15 protein-coding genes are annotated in these 16733 nt (G+C 26.2%); 9 read left to right on the top strand and 6 right to left on the bottom strand.

Annotation, left to right across the window (positions count from 1 at the left end):
• Nucleotides 1-63 precede the first annotated feature (63 nt).
• The gene (locus tag A966_RS11460) at nt 64-561 is read left to right on the top strand and encodes a YajQ family cyclic di-GMP-binding protein (protein ID WP_008725765.1); all 498 of its coding nucleotides are present in this window, start codon (nt 64-66) and stop codon (nt 559-561) included.
• A gap of 63 nt (nt 562-624) precedes the next feature.
• Here A966_RS11460 and lexA read toward each other — a convergent pair whose 3' ends face one another.
• Nucleotides 625-1251, bottom strand: coding sequence for a transcriptional repressor LexA (lexA, locus tag A966_RS11455; protein WP_008725763.1), 627 nt, complete (start codon nt 1249-1251; stop codon nt 625-627).
• 504 nt (nt 1252-1755) lie between these two features.
• On the opposite strand from lexA, the gene A966_RS11450 reads away from it, so the two are divergent.
• A complete protein-coding gene (locus tag A966_RS11450; protein WP_008725761.1) occupies nt 1756-2433 on the top strand; it encodes an N-glycosylase/DNA lyase in 678 nt (225 codons plus the stop codon).
• A 22-nt stretch (nt 2434-2455) separates the two neighbouring features.
• On the opposite strand, the gene A966_RS11445 is transcribed toward A966_RS11450, so the two are convergent.
• Nucleotides 2456-3730 carry a tetratricopeptide repeat protein gene (locus tag A966_RS11445; protein WP_008725759.1) on the bottom strand — a complete coding sequence of 425 codons (1275 nt, stop codon included), beginning with the start codon at nt 3728-3730 and terminating at the stop codon, nt 2456-2458.
• Between the two features lie 194 nt (nt 3731-3924).
• On the opposite strand from A966_RS11445, the gene A966_RS11440 reads away from it, so the two are divergent.
• Complete coding sequence (locus tag A966_RS11440) at nt 3925-5049, top strand: sialidase family protein (protein WP_008725757.1); 1125 nt, start codon at nt 3925-3927, stop codon at nt 5047-5049.
• Nucleotides 5050-5114: 65 nt separating this feature from the next.
• On the top strand, nt 5115-5543 hold the full coding sequence (locus A966_RS11435; protein WP_008725755.1) for a hypothetical protein: 429 nt from the start codon (nt 5115-5117) through the stop codon (nt 5541-5543).
• A gap of 64 nt (nt 5544-5607) precedes the next feature.
• On the opposite strand, the gene A966_RS11430 is transcribed toward A966_RS11435, so the two are convergent.
• Nucleotides 5608-6675, bottom strand: coding sequence for a M42 family metallopeptidase (locus tag A966_RS11430; RefSeq protein ID WP_008725753.1), 1068 nt, complete (start codon nt 6673-6675; stop codon nt 5608-5610).
• 308 nt (nt 6676-6983) lie between these two features.
• On the opposite strand from A966_RS11430, the gene A966_RS11425 reads away from it, so the two are divergent.
• The 4 genes from A966_RS11425 (at nt 6984) to A966_RS11410 (ending at nt 11157) form a co-directional block, all read left to right on the top strand.
• Nucleotides 6984-8612, top strand: coding sequence for a phytoene desaturase family protein (locus A966_RS11425; protein WP_008725751.1), 1629 nt, complete (start codon nt 6984-6986; stop codon nt 8610-8612).
• Between the two features lie 83 nt (nt 8613-8695).
• Nucleotides 8696-9196 (top strand): DUF2147 domain-containing protein, encoded by a 501-nt coding sequence (locus A966_RS11420; RefSeq protein ID WP_008725749.1) that lies wholly within the window; start codon nt 8696-8698, stop codon nt 9194-9196.
• A 264-nt stretch (nt 9197-9460) separates the two neighbouring features.
• Complete coding sequence (locus tag A966_RS11415) at nt 9461-10354, top strand: hypothetical protein (RefSeq protein WP_008725748.1); 894 nt, start codon at nt 9461-9463, stop codon at nt 10352-10354.
• A gap of 293 nt (nt 10355-10647) precedes the next feature.
• Nucleotides 10648-11157: a DUF2147 domain-containing protein gene (locus tag A966_RS11410; protein ID WP_008725746.1), complete on the top strand. Its 510-nt coding sequence runs from the start codon at nt 10648-10650 to the stop codon at nt 11155-11157.
• 36 nt (nt 11158-11193) lie between these two features.
• Here A966_RS11410 and A966_RS11405 read toward each other — a convergent pair whose 3' ends face one another.
• From A966_RS11405 to A966_RS11395, 3 genes are all read right to left on the bottom strand, one after another.
• Nucleotides 11194-12108: a DMT family transporter gene (locus A966_RS11405; RefSeq protein ID WP_008725743.1), complete on the bottom strand. Its 915-nt coding sequence runs from the start codon at nt 12106-12108 to the stop codon at nt 11194-11196.
• A 103-nt stretch (nt 12109-12211) separates the two neighbouring features.
• Nucleotides 12212-13339 carry an MFS transporter gene (locus tag A966_RS11400; RefSeq protein WP_008725741.1) on the bottom strand — a complete coding sequence of 376 codons (1128 nt, stop codon included), beginning with the start codon at nt 13337-13339 and terminating at the stop codon, nt 12212-12214.
• A gap of 127 nt (nt 13340-13466) precedes the next feature.
• Entirely contained in the window at nt 13467-14237 is a 771-nt protein-coding gene (locus A966_RS11395) for an HAD-IIA family hydrolase (protein ID WP_008725738.1), read from the bottom strand.
• A gap of 289 nt (nt 14238-14526) precedes the next feature.
• Between A966_RS11395 and A966_RS11390 the strand changes: the two genes are divergently transcribed.
• Complete coding sequence (locus tag A966_RS11390; protein WP_039955660.1) at nt 14527-16479, top strand: hypothetical protein; 1953 nt, start codon at nt 14527-14529, stop codon at nt 16477-16479.
• Nucleotides 16480-16733 lie beyond the last annotated feature (254 nt).

Genomic DNA, 16733 nt, shown 5'->3' with positions numbered 1-16733 from the left:
GCTTGAATTTAATATAATTCTGTATCAGAATTATAAATATAATATTTTAAAGGAGTTAAAATTATGGCAAAAGATCCAAGTTTTGATATAGTTTCTGAGGTTGATATGCAGGTTATAGATGACTGTGTTAATGTTGCTGTTAAGGAAATAGATAATAGATTTGATTTCAAGGGACAGAATATACAAATTGAGCTGAACAAAGGTGAAAAAACAATAACTATACTAGCACCTGCAGATTTTGTTCTTAATCAGGTTAGAGATATTTTATTTCAGAAATTCATTAAAAGAGGCTTAAATCAAAAGTGCTTAAGAGAAAAGAAAAAAGAAAAAGCTGCTGGAGATTCTATAAGAGAGGTTAATGAAATAGTTCATGGCATAGATAAAGATTTAGCTAAACAGATAGTTAAAGATATTAAAGACATGAAATTGAAAGTTCAGGCAAGCATACAAGATGAACAGATCAGAGTTTCAGGAGCTAAAAAAGATGATTTGCAGGCTGTTATTACGATGATTAAAGGAAAGGATTATCCTATACCTTTGCAGTTTACAAATTACAGATAATATTTACAAAAATGCAAAATTTAAGGGAGCTTTTAATAAGCCCCCTTTTTTTATCATTATCAATCATATTTTTAATCTTATTAGTCCTATTACTTTACCTACTATAGTGATACTTTCTCTCTCTATAGGAGGATAATTATTATTTTCAGATACTAATTTAATACAGTCTTTTTCTCTGAAAAATCTTTTAATAGTTATTTCTTCGTTTCCATTGTCATCTATTTTAGCAACAACAATATCTCCGTTATCAGCCTCATTTGAAGGGTGAACTAATACCATATCGCCTTCTTTTATGTGGGCATTTATCATAGAATCACCGATTACTTTCATAAGAAAATTATTCTCATCTTGTGCTATAGATTTAGGAAGAGAATAAGTTTCTTCTATAGTTTCATCTGCAACATCCATCAAAAGTCCAGCTTTAACCTCATTAGCAAGAAGAGGAATTTTTATCATATTATGATTTCCTTTTTCCGAAGTGTCTATAGGAACACTGCCTCTTGCTCTTTTACCTGTTTTCTTTACATATCCTTTTTTTTCCAATGCTGTCAAATGAGTTGTTACTGCAGTAGGAGAAGCGAAATTGAAATGAACCATGATTTCTTTAACAGTAGGAGGATAGCCGTTTTCATTGGTGAATTTTTGCAGAAAATTAAAAATATCTCTTTGTTTATCTGTCAATTCAGTCATATTATACCTCTTTATATTAACATACCGTATTTCTTATTATACTATACAAAAATATGATGTCAAGTTTTAATATAAAAAAATAGTATTAATTAGCAAAAAATTATTTTTTCTTAAATAAATATTATATAATAACTTTAAAATGATTATTTATAGTATAAAATGAGTATATTTCTTATTTGTTTAAAATAATTTCTGCTATGTCTGCAAGCAAAAAGAGTAATAGTATTGTTTCAAAACTGCTTTATAAGATTAATATAAAAATTATTTAATTATAAATATAATGTTTTACATGTTGTGTAAGTTGTTTTTTTAGAATATAAATATTCTGTCTTTGGCTTGCATACGGCGTAAAAATAAGTGGGTGTTCACGAAGTACGGTTATGTACTTTGTATTATAGTCAGTACAATTTATAAATAAAATCACTTTTTAAACAGGTATATTGAAATTTAATTTATATAGTAGTATCATCATTATAATAATATTTTTAGTTTTAGAGGCTGATTATGGATAAAGAATATGCTAAACATTTGATGGGGATATATAAAGATAAAGTTCTTCATGAGAGAATGAAAAGAAGACTTGAATATTTTGAAAGAGTTTTTAAAAGAGATAATGATAAAAGACTTTTTGCTGAACTTGCATTTTGTATATGCACTCCTCAGACGAAGGCTAGAAGCGGGGCAGCTGCTATAATTGATTTGTATAATAATAATTTGCTTTTTAATGGAAGTGCTGAAAAAGTAGCCAATATACTTATTAAGCATGTTAGATTTCATAATATGAAGGCTGAAAATATAGTGCTTGCCAGAAAGATTTATTTTCCTAATGAGAAGTTTGTATTAAAAGATAGAATAAATGAAGCTTTTAAAAATGATACTATGGTAGAATTAAGAAATGAACTTGCCAAAGAAGTTAAAGGCTACGGACTTAAAGAGGCTAGTCATTTTCTTAGAAATATAGGTTTCGGACAAAAAATCGCCATACTTGACAGACATATAATGCGTGTAATGGATAAGCTGAGCATTCTGCCTGAAGGTATGACGCCAAAAACAAGTCTTACAAAAAATAATTATCTTAGCTGCGAATCAAATTTAGTTGAATATTCAAAAAGCGAAAAAATACCTATGGAGTATTTGGACTTTGTATTCTGGTATGATGCCACTAATGATATTTTTAAATAATTATTAACTTATTATAAAATTATTAAGATAAAATATTTCTTATTCTGTCGAATATAGATATTTTTTCTTCATTTTGCTGCAATGATTTATAATCTATATTTTCACTTAGGCAAAACTGAATGGCTTTTTCTACATTTTTATTTGCAAGTTCTATAATATTCTTTAATGCCAAGTCTTTTATTGAACTTTCTTTATTATATAAATATATAAAATTATCCGTACATTTATTATAATCATTGATATAATAGTATGATACTGCCTTATTATAAATGCTGTAAATAAAATTATTATCTAATTCCAGAACCTTATCATAATAGTAAATTGAATTATTATAGTCTTTTAAATCAAACAAAGTATTTGCTAAATTATAAAGTTTATTTATTTCTATAGTTTTATCATTTTCTTTTTTTAATTTTTCAAAGTTTTTAATATGCATTTTTATTTCTTTTACTTTTTTATTATAGTTATTATTAAATACTTTTATTTTTCTTTTTGATTTTTTTAATATATTATTATTTATTACTAATGTTATCAATGTAAATACTATTATTATAACAGTTAAAAAGGCAAACCAGAAATTGATAAGATTATTAGAAGATTTTACAGTTTCATTTATTGAAGTTTGAAGTCTTATATTATAATTATCCAAAATATTTTTTAATGATGTTTCCAAATTGTCTAAAGATGTACTTTTTAGTATTATATTATTTGTGATATTTTTATTGCTTGATATTTTACTTATTATAATATTTGTGTAATAATCTTCTTTTGCTATTATAATATTATTTAATGATGGTGCAAAATTTGTAATAGAATAATTAAGAGAGTTTTCTATTTTTTCATTATGAGTGATGTATATATTTCTAAATACTAAAATTGATATTATAAAAATAATTAAAAAAGTGAGTATATAATATCTATGAATAAATTTTAAAAATCTAGTTATATATTTCTTTTTTGAATGCTCTTTTATTTTATCAATACCGGCATTTGTAATATTTTTTACTTTTCCTTTTATGTCTTTTTCATCAATATATTTTTGAAATTTATCTATATTGTCGGATGTAAAATCTTTAGCTTTTTCAAATCCTTTTCCTGCGGCATCTTTAATTTTTTTTATATTTTCATTATTTATATATTCTTTGGCTTTATTTGAAATATTTTCTTGAAATTCTTTTAATTTATTATTTTTTATTGTTTGTGAATTATTATTATTATTTTTTTTATGATATTTTTTTCTTCTTTTTATGTTTTGTCTTTTTATATTTCTGTATTTATTTCTATTAATTTTACTCATTTTATATTTACCTTTATTATTTAGTTATTTTAACATATTGATAATTTAATTTAAAGTGTAAATTTTTTTTATAATAAAAATTTTTGTTATATGTTTTAGCATATAATATTATCAAAACATATTGCTTATTATATTTTTGTATATGCAGGCTTTTTTATACCGAAAATTATTGTATATAAATTTGAGGCTATATTATGAAAATAAATATTTTAGATGAAACTATAATTTTTGAAGATAAAAATCTATACCCTGCTTTTCCTAGTATTATTAAACTTGATAATAATAAATATTTAGTAAGCTTCAGACTAGCACCAAAAATAAAAAAACATTATTCTCATCTTCATTCATTAAGTAGATCAATGCTTGCTGTCATCAATAAAAATAGGGTAGAGAAAGTATTTGAGTTTGCCCAAGATGATGAAGCAGCAAAACAAGATGCACAGCTTTTTAGAATAGATGATAAAACTATAATGGCATACTACTTTAGATATACATTTCACCCAATCAATGAAAAAGATTTATTTAAAGATTATACTTTTATAGAATATGATGGTACTATAGCATTGCTTTCTGGAATAGGTGTATGTATAAGCTATGATAATGGAAAAACTTTTTCAAGTCCCCGTATTATAAAAATAAATAATGATAATACTATAATGAAAAACTTTGCAATTAGAGGGAGTATTTGTAAGTTAAATAATAATGAAATACTTGCTCCAATATATGCCTATAAAAAAAATATAAATAAAAATAATTCAAAATATCAATGTTATATTATTTCTAGTAAAGATTTAATTAATTGGAAAGTTAAGAGTTTTTTAGCTGAAACAGATTATAAAAAGATAGATGGAAAAAAATCAAAAATAGAATATGTTGAACCCTCTCTTTTAAATTATAAAAATAATGTCATAGCTTTTATAAGAACTCATGTTAATAATGAATACGCCCTTACTTCTATAAGCTATTCAAAAGATAAAGGTAAAACTTTTTCAAGCCCAATATTTACTAATATAAAAGGCTATCCTTTAAATCCTATATTTTTAAGTAATGGTCAACTTCTTCTTACTTATGGATACAGATTAAAACCTTATGGTATAAGAGCCATTTTACTTGATAATCTTGATGATATATTTGATATAGAAAAAATCAATTATAAAGCCTTAAATGAAGAGATAATAATAGATTCTTCTATGAAAAGCACAGACTGCGGATATCCTTGGTGTGTAGAAGATAACGGTATTATATCATGTGTTTATTACGGATATAAAGACAAAAATAAAGTAAGAAAAATATATATGAAAAGGTTTACTTTTAATTAAAAATATAGTATAAAGTAAATATAACTATATGATAATAAATATTAATAGTGTATTGGAGGTTTTATATGGACGATAAAGATATAATGGATCCTAATGTATATCAGATAAAGAAAAATGATTGGGAAGTTTTAGAAAATGATAATTACTATATTTATAAATTATTAGCATACAAATTATCATCTTGGAGTGAGGATACATACTTAATTGTAAAAGTTAATAAAGAAAATAATAATAAAGAAATAATAATAGATTGGAACAGTAAAGATTTTGTATTTGCTCATCATAAAACATTTTTTAGATTTGATAATGATTTGCCTGACAATTTAGATTGCAAAGCTAGTGAAGACAGATTAAGTTCAATAGTTTTAAAACCAGATTATGTTTATGATAATTTGCTTGATGCTGATATGCTAATAGTTCGTGCCTCTTTAGAAAAAAGCAAAACTACAAGAATGTTCGATATTTCAAAGTTTAAAGATATAGTAAGAAAATAAAATATAAAAAATGGTACTATGTTTTTTACAGCATAATACCATTTTACTATTTAATTATATTTTATTAAAATTCTTTTATCTTTTCTTTGTTTAGAGTTTTTATTAATTCTTTAGCTATATTTATAGAAGCTATTATATCGTCATAAGAAGCATAACAGTAATGACTATGAGCGTATCTTGTTGCCACTCCTAATACTACACTAGGACTTCCCAAATTAGTTTTATGATAAACAGCTCCATTTGTAGAACCTTTTTCTCGTACAATCACTTGATGAGCTATATTATTTTTTTTAGCTATTTCTATTGTGTATTTATTAAGTCTAGGATTAGTAATCATACCGCCGTCAATTACTCTAAGCTGAGAGCCTCTTCCTATAGCACCATGGGCTCTATCTCCATAATAAAATGTGTCATCAGCAGGTGAGCCCTCAAATACTATAACCAAATCAGGCTTTACTTTATTAGAAGCTACAGCAGCACCTCTTGCACCTACCTCTTCTTGAGCAGTCATCATTCCAACCAAATTAACATCTAGTTTTTCATCTTTTAAAGCTCTTAAAGTTTCTATTACGCATAAAGCACCAACTCTGTTATCTATTGCCTTAGCACATATACTTTTTGTTCTATCATCATATCTGAAATCAACATCAGGTACTATCGGATCTCCTATTTGTATACCGAATATTTCCTCAGTTTCCTTTTTACTTCTAGTGCCCACATCAATATACATATCATGCAATGAAGGAAGTTTTCTTTTATCTTCTTCAGTCATAAAATGGGGAGGTTTTGAACCTATTACACCTTTAACATATTCTCCGCTAGATGATTTTATCACAACAGAATTTGAAACTATATTAGGTATATGCCAGCCTCCCAATGGTATAAAAGATATAGTACCATTATCATTAATATGTTCTGCCATAAATCCTAATTCATCTATATGACAGTCCAAACCTACTATAGGTTTATTTTTATCTATTTTGTTTAATCCCAAATAAAGATTATTTATAGAATCTCTTTCACTGTCTATAAATGCTGTGTTTTTTCTTATAATTTCTATAACATCATCTTCAAAACCAGAAGGTCCGAATGCATTAGTTAAATCTTTCATTAAATTTAAAATATCATTCATAGAAATTCCTTTATTAAAATATTTAATTTCAAATATAATAAATCATTTGAATAAAATATCAATTATTAAAGTGTAATATTATTAATCTGTTTATTATCCGAATGTAATTATAATGTAAAAATTAAATTACATTTACTACTATTTTTTAAAAAAGATGTAAATTTTTTAAAAAAAATGAACTATATATACGCATTTTTTATAAAAATTGCTTGTATTTTTTATTTTTTATATTATTATTAACATATAAGCAAAAAGTAATAAAAATGCTTATGACAGATAAAGAAATTTATCAAAAGGAGATTATGAATATGACTAACAATAAATACGATATAGTGATAATAGGTTCTGGTTTAGGAGGATTAACTTCCGGAGCTTATTTAGCAAAACAAGGAAAAAAAGTTCTTGTATTAGAAAGCCATAATATAGTGGGCGGATGTGCTACAGTATATAAAAGAAAAAATGTAAAGTTTGAAGTAGGTCTTCATGAAATGGATATGGCTAAAAAAAGCAGAGAAATGAAACATGTAATATTCAGCAAATTAGGACTTTATGATAGAATCAATCTGGTAAAACTTCCTCAAACTTGGAGAATAAAAACAGAATCTACAGATTTGATTATACCAGAAGGTTATGAGAATGTTATAAATACTTTAGAGAAAGAGTTTCCAGAGGAGAAAGCTGGTATAAGAAAATATTTTTCAGGACTTTCAAGAATGATGTATATGATAAGAAGAGTACCTTATGACTTGAAGTTTTGGGATTACTTTTTCTTTCCCGTTACAACACTTCCTATGATTTTATATCAGTTGTTCAAGCAGAAAAATACAGGAGAGGTTTTGGATTCTATAATAAAAAGTGATAAGTTAAAAAGAATATTGAATATAAATATTACTTACTATCATCAAAATCCTTATGAGTTTACTTGGTATTATCATGCTTGTGCTCAGGGTGCTTATTATAATTCTGCTTATTTTGTTAAAGGCGGAAGTCAGAACTTATCAAATGCCTTGGCTGATATAATAAAAGAAAACGGAGGAGAGATAAAAGTTTCTTCAGAAGTTAAAAAAATAAATGTAAAAGGAAATATTGCAGAGGGAGTAACTTATTTTGATAAAAGAGCAAAACAAGAGGTTACAGTTAATGCTGATTATATAATAGCAAATGCAGCTCCTCAAATAGTTTATGATGAATTACTTCCTAAAGGCTATGAAGATAAGAGAATAAAGAAACTTAAAAACTCAGTATCACTTTATACAGTTTACATAATATTTAAGAAAAAATTCTCAGAGCTTTATCCTAATAATGCATACTCTACTTTTATAAGTACGGAGAAAAAATTAAATACAGACTTCAAAGAAGAAGCAAAAGGTCAAAGAGGCATACCAGTAGAAGACAGAAACTTTGTATTTGTAGATTATTCTGCTATTGACAGCGGACTTGTAGAGGAAGGAGATAATCGTTCTTTCGGCGTACTTACAGGACCTTCATTTTTAGATGAATGGAAAGATTTAAGCGATGAAGAATATAAAGCTAGAAAAAAAGAAATGGCAGAAAAACTAATAGACAGAGCAGAACAGAATTATCCAGGATTTAGAGATAATATAGAGTATTATGAAGTAGCTACTCCTAAAACAATTAAGAGATATATTAAAACACCAGATGGTACTGCTTACGGATTTGTACAAGATGCCTATTTGAAGAAAAGCCGATGTGTAAGAGTATCTCCTACAGTTAAAAACTTACATTTTGCTAGTGCTTGGAACTTCCCGGGCGGAGGATTTACAGGTGCTTTATTAAGCGGATATTTTGCAGCAAGAAATATATTATTCCCATTAAAACCTTATATAGTGCTTAGATTCTTATTATGTGCGGCTGTAGGTACTGCTATAGGTACGGCTTATCAATGGATCCCTGCTTTAATTAATTTGTTTAAATAAATAAAAGTAATGGTTTTGTATGAAGCGATAGACAATGAAATATTTGTTTATCGCTTATATCAAAAAAGAAAAAGGAGAATATAATGAAAAATAAAATAATTACAATATTAATTTTTACATTTTTATTTAATATATTAGTTTTTGCTCAGAATGCTGATGATATAACAGGTTTATGGTACAGTCAGGCAGATTCTCAAAATAGAGTTTCTATAGTTGAAATATATAAAGAAAATAATAAATATTATGCTTATTCATTTGCTTATAAAAATTCAAATGATACAGTTAATGATGTTAATAATCCTAAAAAAGAATTAAGAAACTTACCTTTAAAGGGACTTGTTTATTTATATGATTTAGAGTTTGTTAAAGGTGAGTGGAAAAATGGAAAAATATACAATCCAGATGACGGTAAAACTTATAATGCTAAAGTAACTTTATCAGATAATGGTACAGAAATAAAAATAAGGGCTAGTGTTGACGGAGCAGGAATTTTTGGAAAAAATATAGTATGGCAAAAATTACCAAGCAGCGATGCAGCTAAATATAAACCGCTTAACAAAAGCGAACTTAGAAAACTAAATTGATAAATACTTACACTAATTATATTTTTATGTTTATTGCTGGGGATTTGCTTTTTAGCAAACCCCCACTTATTTTATAATTAAAAATAATAAACAAAATATAAAGCATTATCTTTATAATCGCAGAATTAAATTATTTGTATATATAATCTTTTTATATATTTATAAGCATGTTTAGTATAATCGATGCAGATTGTAATTATTATATAATAATTAATTACTATACAATAATAATAAAATTTTATTTAATAATATTTAAGGAAAGTTATGAAAAAAATATTTATAATACTATACGCTATAATTATGAGCATACCATTATCAGCACAAGAGAATGCAGATTCTAAAAGATATTCAGATGAAGGCTGGTACTTTTCAAATCACTTTTTAGGAAGATGGAATCATTTCGGGGCTTTATATCAAGGGCAATTATTTTATAAAAAGGCTTTATTTAGAGAGATGAATAATTTCTTTTTTAATGATTCATATATTCTTGCAGGGATAGAACAGGAATTAAGCAGTTTTTCAAGAACTTCAGCTTATGTTGAATTTCAGCCTCTAATAGCATTAAAAGTATTATTCAAGTTTACTTATGAAGCAGGACTTGCTGATGCTGGAAAACCTGTATTAGTTGATGGAAGTACAAAGGAGTTTAATCATGCCCTTCCTCCATTTACAGGACTTAATCCTATGACTAAAAAGCCTCAATATGTGGGAGGCAATACTATATATTTTCAGATGGCACCTACCATTACAATAGGAGGACCAGCAGGGGAGGGATTAATAGCTTTAATATATACTCCTTATATAAATTATATAAGAGCTTTTGGAATTGATAAAGATGATTATATTTATTTGGCTAGAGAATCTATAGTGGTAAAAGCAGAAGATATGTATTTTAATCATGATATAAAATTGGGATACAGTATGAAAGAATGGGGTATGTCTTTTGCTATTAATACAACAATAGAGCAAATGCTTTCCAGTAAGGATTTATATAGGGTTGGTTTATTTGCCGCTTATTCGTATAAGAAAGCATTAAATAGTGTTCCTAGTCTTTCTCCATTTGTCAGCACTAAAATTGGTACTTGGCTTATTGAGAAGCATGTTCAATATAAATTTGCTATACAGCTTGATGCTGGGATAGAATGGAAATTTTATTAAAATAATAATAGACTTGTTTCAAAACTACTTGACAAGATTATATATATGAATTTTAGTAATTTATTAATTATAAAAATAATGTTTTATATGTTGTATAACTTATTATTATAGTATATAAATATGCAGTCTTTTTGCTTCTTTGTGCCAACAAAAGAAGTGGGGGCGTGGGGGCTAGTCCCCACAATTAATAAATAAGATTAGTTTTGAAACAAGTCTAATTATAAATATTTTACTAAAAATTAAAACTTATGTTTTATAATCTAATAATATTATTTAATAAATTAGGGTAAATTATGAAGAAAAAAATTTTATTTATTGTAGCAGCATTTACTTTTTTAGTATTATCATTGAATGCTCAGAATGTTAAGGCGAATGATGTAGTGGGATTATGGTATGCTGAAAAAGATTCTTTAGGCAGAATTCCTGTTGTTGAGATATATGAGGAGAATGGTAAATATTACGGATATTCTTTTGCATATAAAGAGCCTTATAATGGCAAGGAAAGTTTAGATGAAAAAAATCCAAATCCTGAATTAAGAAAACTTCCATTAAAAGGACTTGTATATATAATGGGATTATCTTTTAATAAGAATGAATGGAATGACGGTAAAATATATAATCCTTATGATGGAAAAACATATAATGGAAAAATGTCTATAGATAAAGAAGGAAAACTTATTTTAAGAGGTTCTATAGATAAGGCTGGAATATTAGGTAAATCTATGAAATGGACTAGGGTGCCTGATGCTGAAAAATCAAGATTTAAGCCTTTAAATAGAAATGAATTAAGAAAACTCAATTAAATATAACTCATAACATAAACTATTTTTTATTGGAGGTTAATCGCCTCCTTTTTTTATTTTATCTCCTATAGAACTATATATTATCCCAGTTAGTATTAATATTCCGCCTATTATTTGAGACATTAATATATTTTCATGCAAAAGTATCACTGCTTCCAAAGATGAGAAGAAAGGTATTGAATCGTATATTATTCCTCCTTTTATAGCCCCTATTTTAGCAACAGCCATATTCCATAGTATAAATCCCAAAGCTGATGGAAAAACTCCTACATATATAAGTATTAGGGCAGATTCCATATCAAGAGCATGCATATTATTTGAAGTATATGTAAAGAGCATTCCTATTGCAAGCGGTATAAGTCCTATTATTACCATAAGATAAAAAAATGTTGATTGCGAAACTTCTTTAGGTCTTATTTTTAATGTTAATGTGTAAACTGCAAATAGTATAACAGCAAACAGCATGTATAAATCCCCAATAGCAAATTTTAAATTCATAAGCACTTCTATACTTCCTTTTGTTATTAGTATCACAACACCAACTATAACTATAAGAAGTCCTAATTTCTGATTTAAAGTCAATTTAGTTTTCCATACTATTCTGCTTATTATTGCCATTACAATAGGAGATAATGTAGCAAGCAAAGACATATTAGCAGCATTACTTGTATGTGCCGCTAAATAAACAAATGTATTAAATATCGTTATTCCAAGTATTGATATTATTATAACTTTAATCCATCTTCCTTTTATATATTTTATACTTTTTATCAATTTTTTTATACAGAATGGAGTTAATACTATAAAAGTTACTAACCATCTGTAAAAAGAAATTTCTATTGGGGTGAAATGTACAAGAAATCTGGCAGCTACAAAATTACCGCTCCATATAATAACTGCTAGTATTGCTAGTATATAGCCTGAATTATTATTTATTTTATTATTAGACATAGTTTTTCCGCTTTTTATTAGTTATTAGTTAGATTGAAAAAAATTATTAACAAGCATAATATATTATTATAAAACAATTTTTTTGCAATGATTTTTTGATATTTTATTTATTTTTATTATAGTAAGCAGCGGCTATTATTGATGATAAAATAGATATTACAGTAAGTACAATATAGGCGATATTTATAGAGTATATATCTATTAGTTTTCCTGTTATTATAGGGAATATAAAAATACCAAATGAATAAGTTGATTGAAAAAATCCCATTGCAGATGATTTTTTATCTATATCTATATCTTTTACAGATTCGCTTGTTAGAAGCGATGCTAATATTCCAGAAGAAAAGCCTCCTAATACCTGAGAAGCCATTACAATAAATACATTATTAACAGATATAACTATAATGCAGTATAAAGCCATAATTATAAACGATATAGGTATATATTTTTTTATATTATTTTCATTTTTTATTTTGCTTGGTACAAAAGCTCCTACTATAGCAAAGAACATACTTATTATTGATGCTGCCCCTACATTTTGAGATGATCCTCCTAATTCTTTTATTCTATTCAAAGTAAAAGAAATTACAGCAGACATTTGTACTCCCTGCATTACAACGGCAAGCAGAGAAAATACTATTAATCTTTTATTTTTTATCACTGAAAATAAATCATTAAAAGACATTTTTTTATTATGTTCATTGTCTTTTAAAAATAATCCTAATAATGATACTAATGCTCCAGACACGGTACTTACAAGAAGAAGAAACTTCATTCCAAGTTTATCATAAAAAATAGCTGCAGTTAAAAAAGCAATAAACATACCAAGCACACTTGCAACTAATGCCTTACTAGTAGCCTTGTATTCTTCATTTTTGTTAAAATACGAAGCATACAAAACCATAAATACTGTCCATATAGATGCTGAGATTCCGCATAATGTTCCTCCTATCAAAAAGCCGTACTGATTTGTATTTAATAATCTTATTAGTCCTCCAAATGAAGTTAAAAGTCCAGCTAATATTATGAGTGAACGGCATTTTCCTATATAATCATTAAGAAGCCCGAAAGGAAATTTTAAGAACATCTGAGCGGCACCGTAAACGCCTATAATAATACCTATCATAGAAGATGTTATATTTAGAGATGATAAAAAAGTAACTTGATAGGGAATATAAACATACAATGAAAGCCATAAAAGAGACATTATAATAAATAGTAAATTAGACATATATAATTCCTATTTTATATAAATAAATTTTTTATATAAGTTTTTTAATATATAAATAAAGCTGCCTAATAAAATTAAACAGCCTTAATATCTACTATTATTATATATCTAAAATATTATTTGTAAATTAAAATTTATCTACATCTATATCTGCCACAGAATTAAATATATAATTTGGTCTGTATGGAAACTCTTCTATCATATCTCTATTAGTAACCCCTGAAAGCACAAGAGCAGTTTTCATACCTGCACCAAGTCCTCCAAGTATATCTGTATCCATTCTGTCCCCTACCATAAGTGTATTTTCACTATGGGCATTTATTTGATTCTTAGCAATGGACATCATAATAGGATTAGGTTTTCCAACAATATAAGGTTTTTTTCCTGTAGCGGTTTCTATTGCAGATAGTATAGGTCCTACAGCTGGTATTAATTCCCCGTTTGGGGCTGGATCTACTATATCTGGATTGCATCCTATAAACTTAGCTCCTTTATTAATAAGATGCACAGCCTTTTGAAGCATATCAAAATTGAAAGCATTAGTTTTGCCGACTACTACATAATCAGGATTAACATCATTTATACTGTAGCCCACATTATAAAGTTCGCTTACTAGTCCTCCTGTACCTATAACATAAGCAGTACCATTGGCAAGCTGTCTTTGAAGAAATATTGCTGTTGCCTGTGCTGCGGTGAAAAAATGCTTTTCATCTAATCCATTTACACCTAATGACTCTAATTTTCTTTTTAAATCTCTTGGAGTTTGTTCAGCATTATTTGTTAAAAATAGAAATGGTACATTTTTATATAATAGCATTCTTATAAAATCTTCTGCACCTTCTATTAAATTATTGCCTCTGTATATAACTCCGTCCATATCTGATATTATACTAATCATAGATTCCTCTCTCTTATTTATTTTTAATTGTCAGATGATATATTTTTACTTAATTTTTATAATTCTGACAATTTTATTCTTAATTAAACTTATTTGTATATTTTATAATATTAATTTATATAATTATTATTTATTTTAACACATGAATTGTATAAATATAAAATAAAAAGTCAATTACAATTTTTTTATTTTCTTTGTATAAAAAGAAGCGTAAAATTATAATACTTGTAAAAAAAGATATTTTGTATATAATAAAAGATATTATGTAGGAATGGATTGTGGGGGTATGATGTTCAAAAAGGTATTTTATATTTATATATTGTTTTTTACATTAATTTTTTTTAGCTGTCAGAAAACTTCAGAAAGCTCTTCTAATAATTTAAATACTAACGATGTAAATACTAATGATGTAAAAGTAATAGAAAGTCAAAAACAGAATTCATCTTTTGATATGAAATATGTTTATAAATCAATCAGGGTTGATAGAGAAGCTTTTAGTAATGCTTTGATTAGTTACTATCAGGATCCGAATTACAGCAACATTATAAATAGAAATAAAGATTTTCTTAATAGAAAACTTGTAGGGGATAATGATATAAAAAAATACGCTATAGATTATATATCAAATACATACCATAACCGTTATAGTGATAGTGTAGATGATGATAACTCAGTTTTTTCTTATGCATCTGAATATAATTATGTTGAACAAAATTTGGCTTTGAAAAAGGCTAGAGAACTTCTTTTGAGTATCAAAAATAAAGATGCTGATATTTATTTAGCTTTGTTCTTATCTCATTTTACTACAGATTCTCTATATAACTTTCATGATATTCAAAATTATTTAAAAGAGTGGAAGAAATTGGGTGCCACAAATATAGATATGATGATTGGTATTGTAGGAGAAGGCAATAATGTAAATAATATATATTCAAATAAAATGAAATTAATAAATTACATAATAGAAGTACCTTCTGATTTAGGAGCAGAAAAATTGATTGCCGATGCCTATGAAAATGGTTTTTTAAGTGATATATCAAAAGATACTGGGTATTTGGATATTTATAATGAAAATAATTATAATTTAGCTTCTGTAATATATAATAATACTTCTAATATATCATATTTTACATTGGCAAAAGATATAGTAAATACTAATATAATAGACAAGTATATTAGAACTTATACAGGAAAAACTTTAAGCAGAGATAAAATGATTTCGCCTGTGTATTATGAAAATTTTTATTATATATATAATCCTTCTTTGGACAGGAAATATGAAGATTTTGCAGATTTATATTTTTTAGAGTTTAATAAAAATACATTTATTTATTCAATAAAAGGAAATAAACTTAAAGGTATATATTATTTAAATCCTATGTTTATTGATAATATTAAATATGCTGATTATGAAATAGGAGAAATATTTAACTTCCATCTTGGAGACGATTCAAAATTAGAGAGTGCAAAAATATCTGCCATTAATACAGCTGATTTAAAAAATATAGCTTCAAATTCACAATTTATATTAGAAGGAAAATTTGATAAAAATAAATATATTGAATATTTAGATGATATACTTTCTTTTCCAATATACAATCCTGAGTTTTTCTTATGCGATATAAACAATGATGGAAAAGATGAAATAATGGTTAGAGGAACTTATAAACATTCAGGTGAAAGGAGCGGTATAGCTTCATATACTTTGCTTTTAAAAGATGATTTAGAATTGAATTTAGAAAGCACTATTGGAAAATCTATAAATGGAAGCAGTAAGCAGGGACTTAATAATATTCAAAGAATGTATTTAGAAGATGGTAAAAATAAAATACTTCTTATAGATCCATTAGCAAATACTGCACAGGATATATTTGCAGAGAATGGTGTTGTAAATGTATATGAGTTTACATACAAAACATATAAGTATGAACCTAAATTGCTTTGGAAAGGGAATATTATTAATGGTGTTCCTGACGGAGTTTTGAAAACAGATGCAGGTTTTGATATGTATAAAGCAGAAAGTGATTCTGATAGAGCTATAGTATCAGATAAAACTTTAAGAGTAGCAGATAAACTTATAAACTATGAATATTATAAAGATGCTCAGAGATTGGATAAAGATAAACAAGATGAGCTTTTAGAAAAAAGACGCTCAGATATGAAATCCATTCAGGATAAGTATGGAGATGTATTAGAGATAGAAAGTGAAATGATGAAAATCTTGGGTATAGATAAACAATAGTGAATAATGATAATATAAATACTGCTGCTTATAAAAATATAATTAGGAATTTTAATATCGTTATAGGTGTTGTTTTTATACTGCTTATTTCGGCAATATATGTTACTTATATATTAAATATTAATATTCCTCAACTAAATTCTAATACCAATTTAGAAACATTAGAAACTATTGCAGCAGAAAGTTTTATTTACAATATAAGAATATTATTTTCTTTTTTAATTCCTCTATCATTTTTTATATTTTTATTTCTT

The sequence above is a fragment of the Brachyspira hampsonii 30446 genome, from assembly GCF_000316195.1.
Classification (GTDB): Bacteria; Spirochaetota; Brachyspiria; order Brachyspirales; family Brachyspiraceae; genus Brachyspira; species Brachyspira hampsonii_C.
Note: the sequence above shows the minus strand (reverse complement) of the source record. Positions and strands in the feature narration are given on the sequence as shown.

Bases quoted from the DNA above. Each gene is read 5' to 3' on its own strand.
- A966_RS11460 (WP_008725765.1), top strand. From the start codon at position 64: ATGGCAAAAGATCCAAGTTTTGATATAGTTTCTGAGGTTGATATGCAG.
- lexA (WP_008725763.1), bottom strand. From the start codon at position 1,251: ATGACTGAATTGACAGATAAACAAAGAGATATTTTTAATTTTCTGCAA.
- A966_RS11450 (WP_008725761.1), top strand. From the start codon at position 1,756: ATGGATAAAGAATATGCTAAACATTTGATGGGGATATATAAAGATAAA.
- A966_RS11445 (WP_008725759.1), bottom strand. From the start codon at position 3,730: ATGAGTAAAATTAATAGAAATAAATACAGAAATATAAAAAGACAAAAC.
- A966_RS11440 (WP_008725757.1), top strand. From the start codon at position 3,925: ATGAAAATAAATATTTTAGATGAAACTATAATTTTTGAAGATAAAAAT.
- A966_RS11435 (WP_008725755.1), top strand. From the start codon at position 5,115: ATGGACGATAAAGATATAATGGATCCTAATGTATATCAGATAAAGAAA.
- A966_RS11430 (WP_008725753.1), bottom strand. From the start codon at position 6,675: ATGAATGATATTTTAAATTTAATGAAAGATTTAACTAATGCATTCGGA.
- A966_RS11425 (WP_008725751.1), top strand. From the start codon at position 6,984: ATGACTAACAATAAATACGATATAGTGATAATAGGTTCTGGTTTAGGA.
- A966_RS11420 (WP_008725749.1), top strand. From the start codon at position 8,696: ATGAAAAATAAAATAATTACAATATTAATTTTTACATTTTTATTTAAT.
- A966_RS11415 (WP_008725748.1), top strand. From the start codon at position 9,461: ATGAAAAAAATATTTATAATACTATACGCTATAATTATGAGCATACCA.
- A966_RS11410 (WP_008725746.1), top strand. From the start codon at position 10,648: ATGAAGAAAAAAATTTTATTTATTGTAGCAGCATTTACTTTTTTAGTA.
- A966_RS11405 (WP_008725743.1), bottom strand. From the start codon at position 12,108: ATGTCTAATAATAAAATAAATAATAATTCAGGCTATATACTAGCAATA.
- A966_RS11400 (WP_008725741.1), bottom strand. From the start codon at position 13,339: ATGTCTAATTTACTATTTATTATAATGTCTCTTTTATGGCTTTCATTG.
- A966_RS11395 (WP_008725738.1), bottom strand. From the start codon at position 14,237: ATGATTAGTATAATATCAGATATGGACGGAGTTATATACAGAGGCAAT.
- A966_RS11390 (WP_039955660.1), top strand. From the start codon at position 14,527: ATGTTCAAAAAGGTATTTTATATTTATATATTGTTTTTTACATTAATT.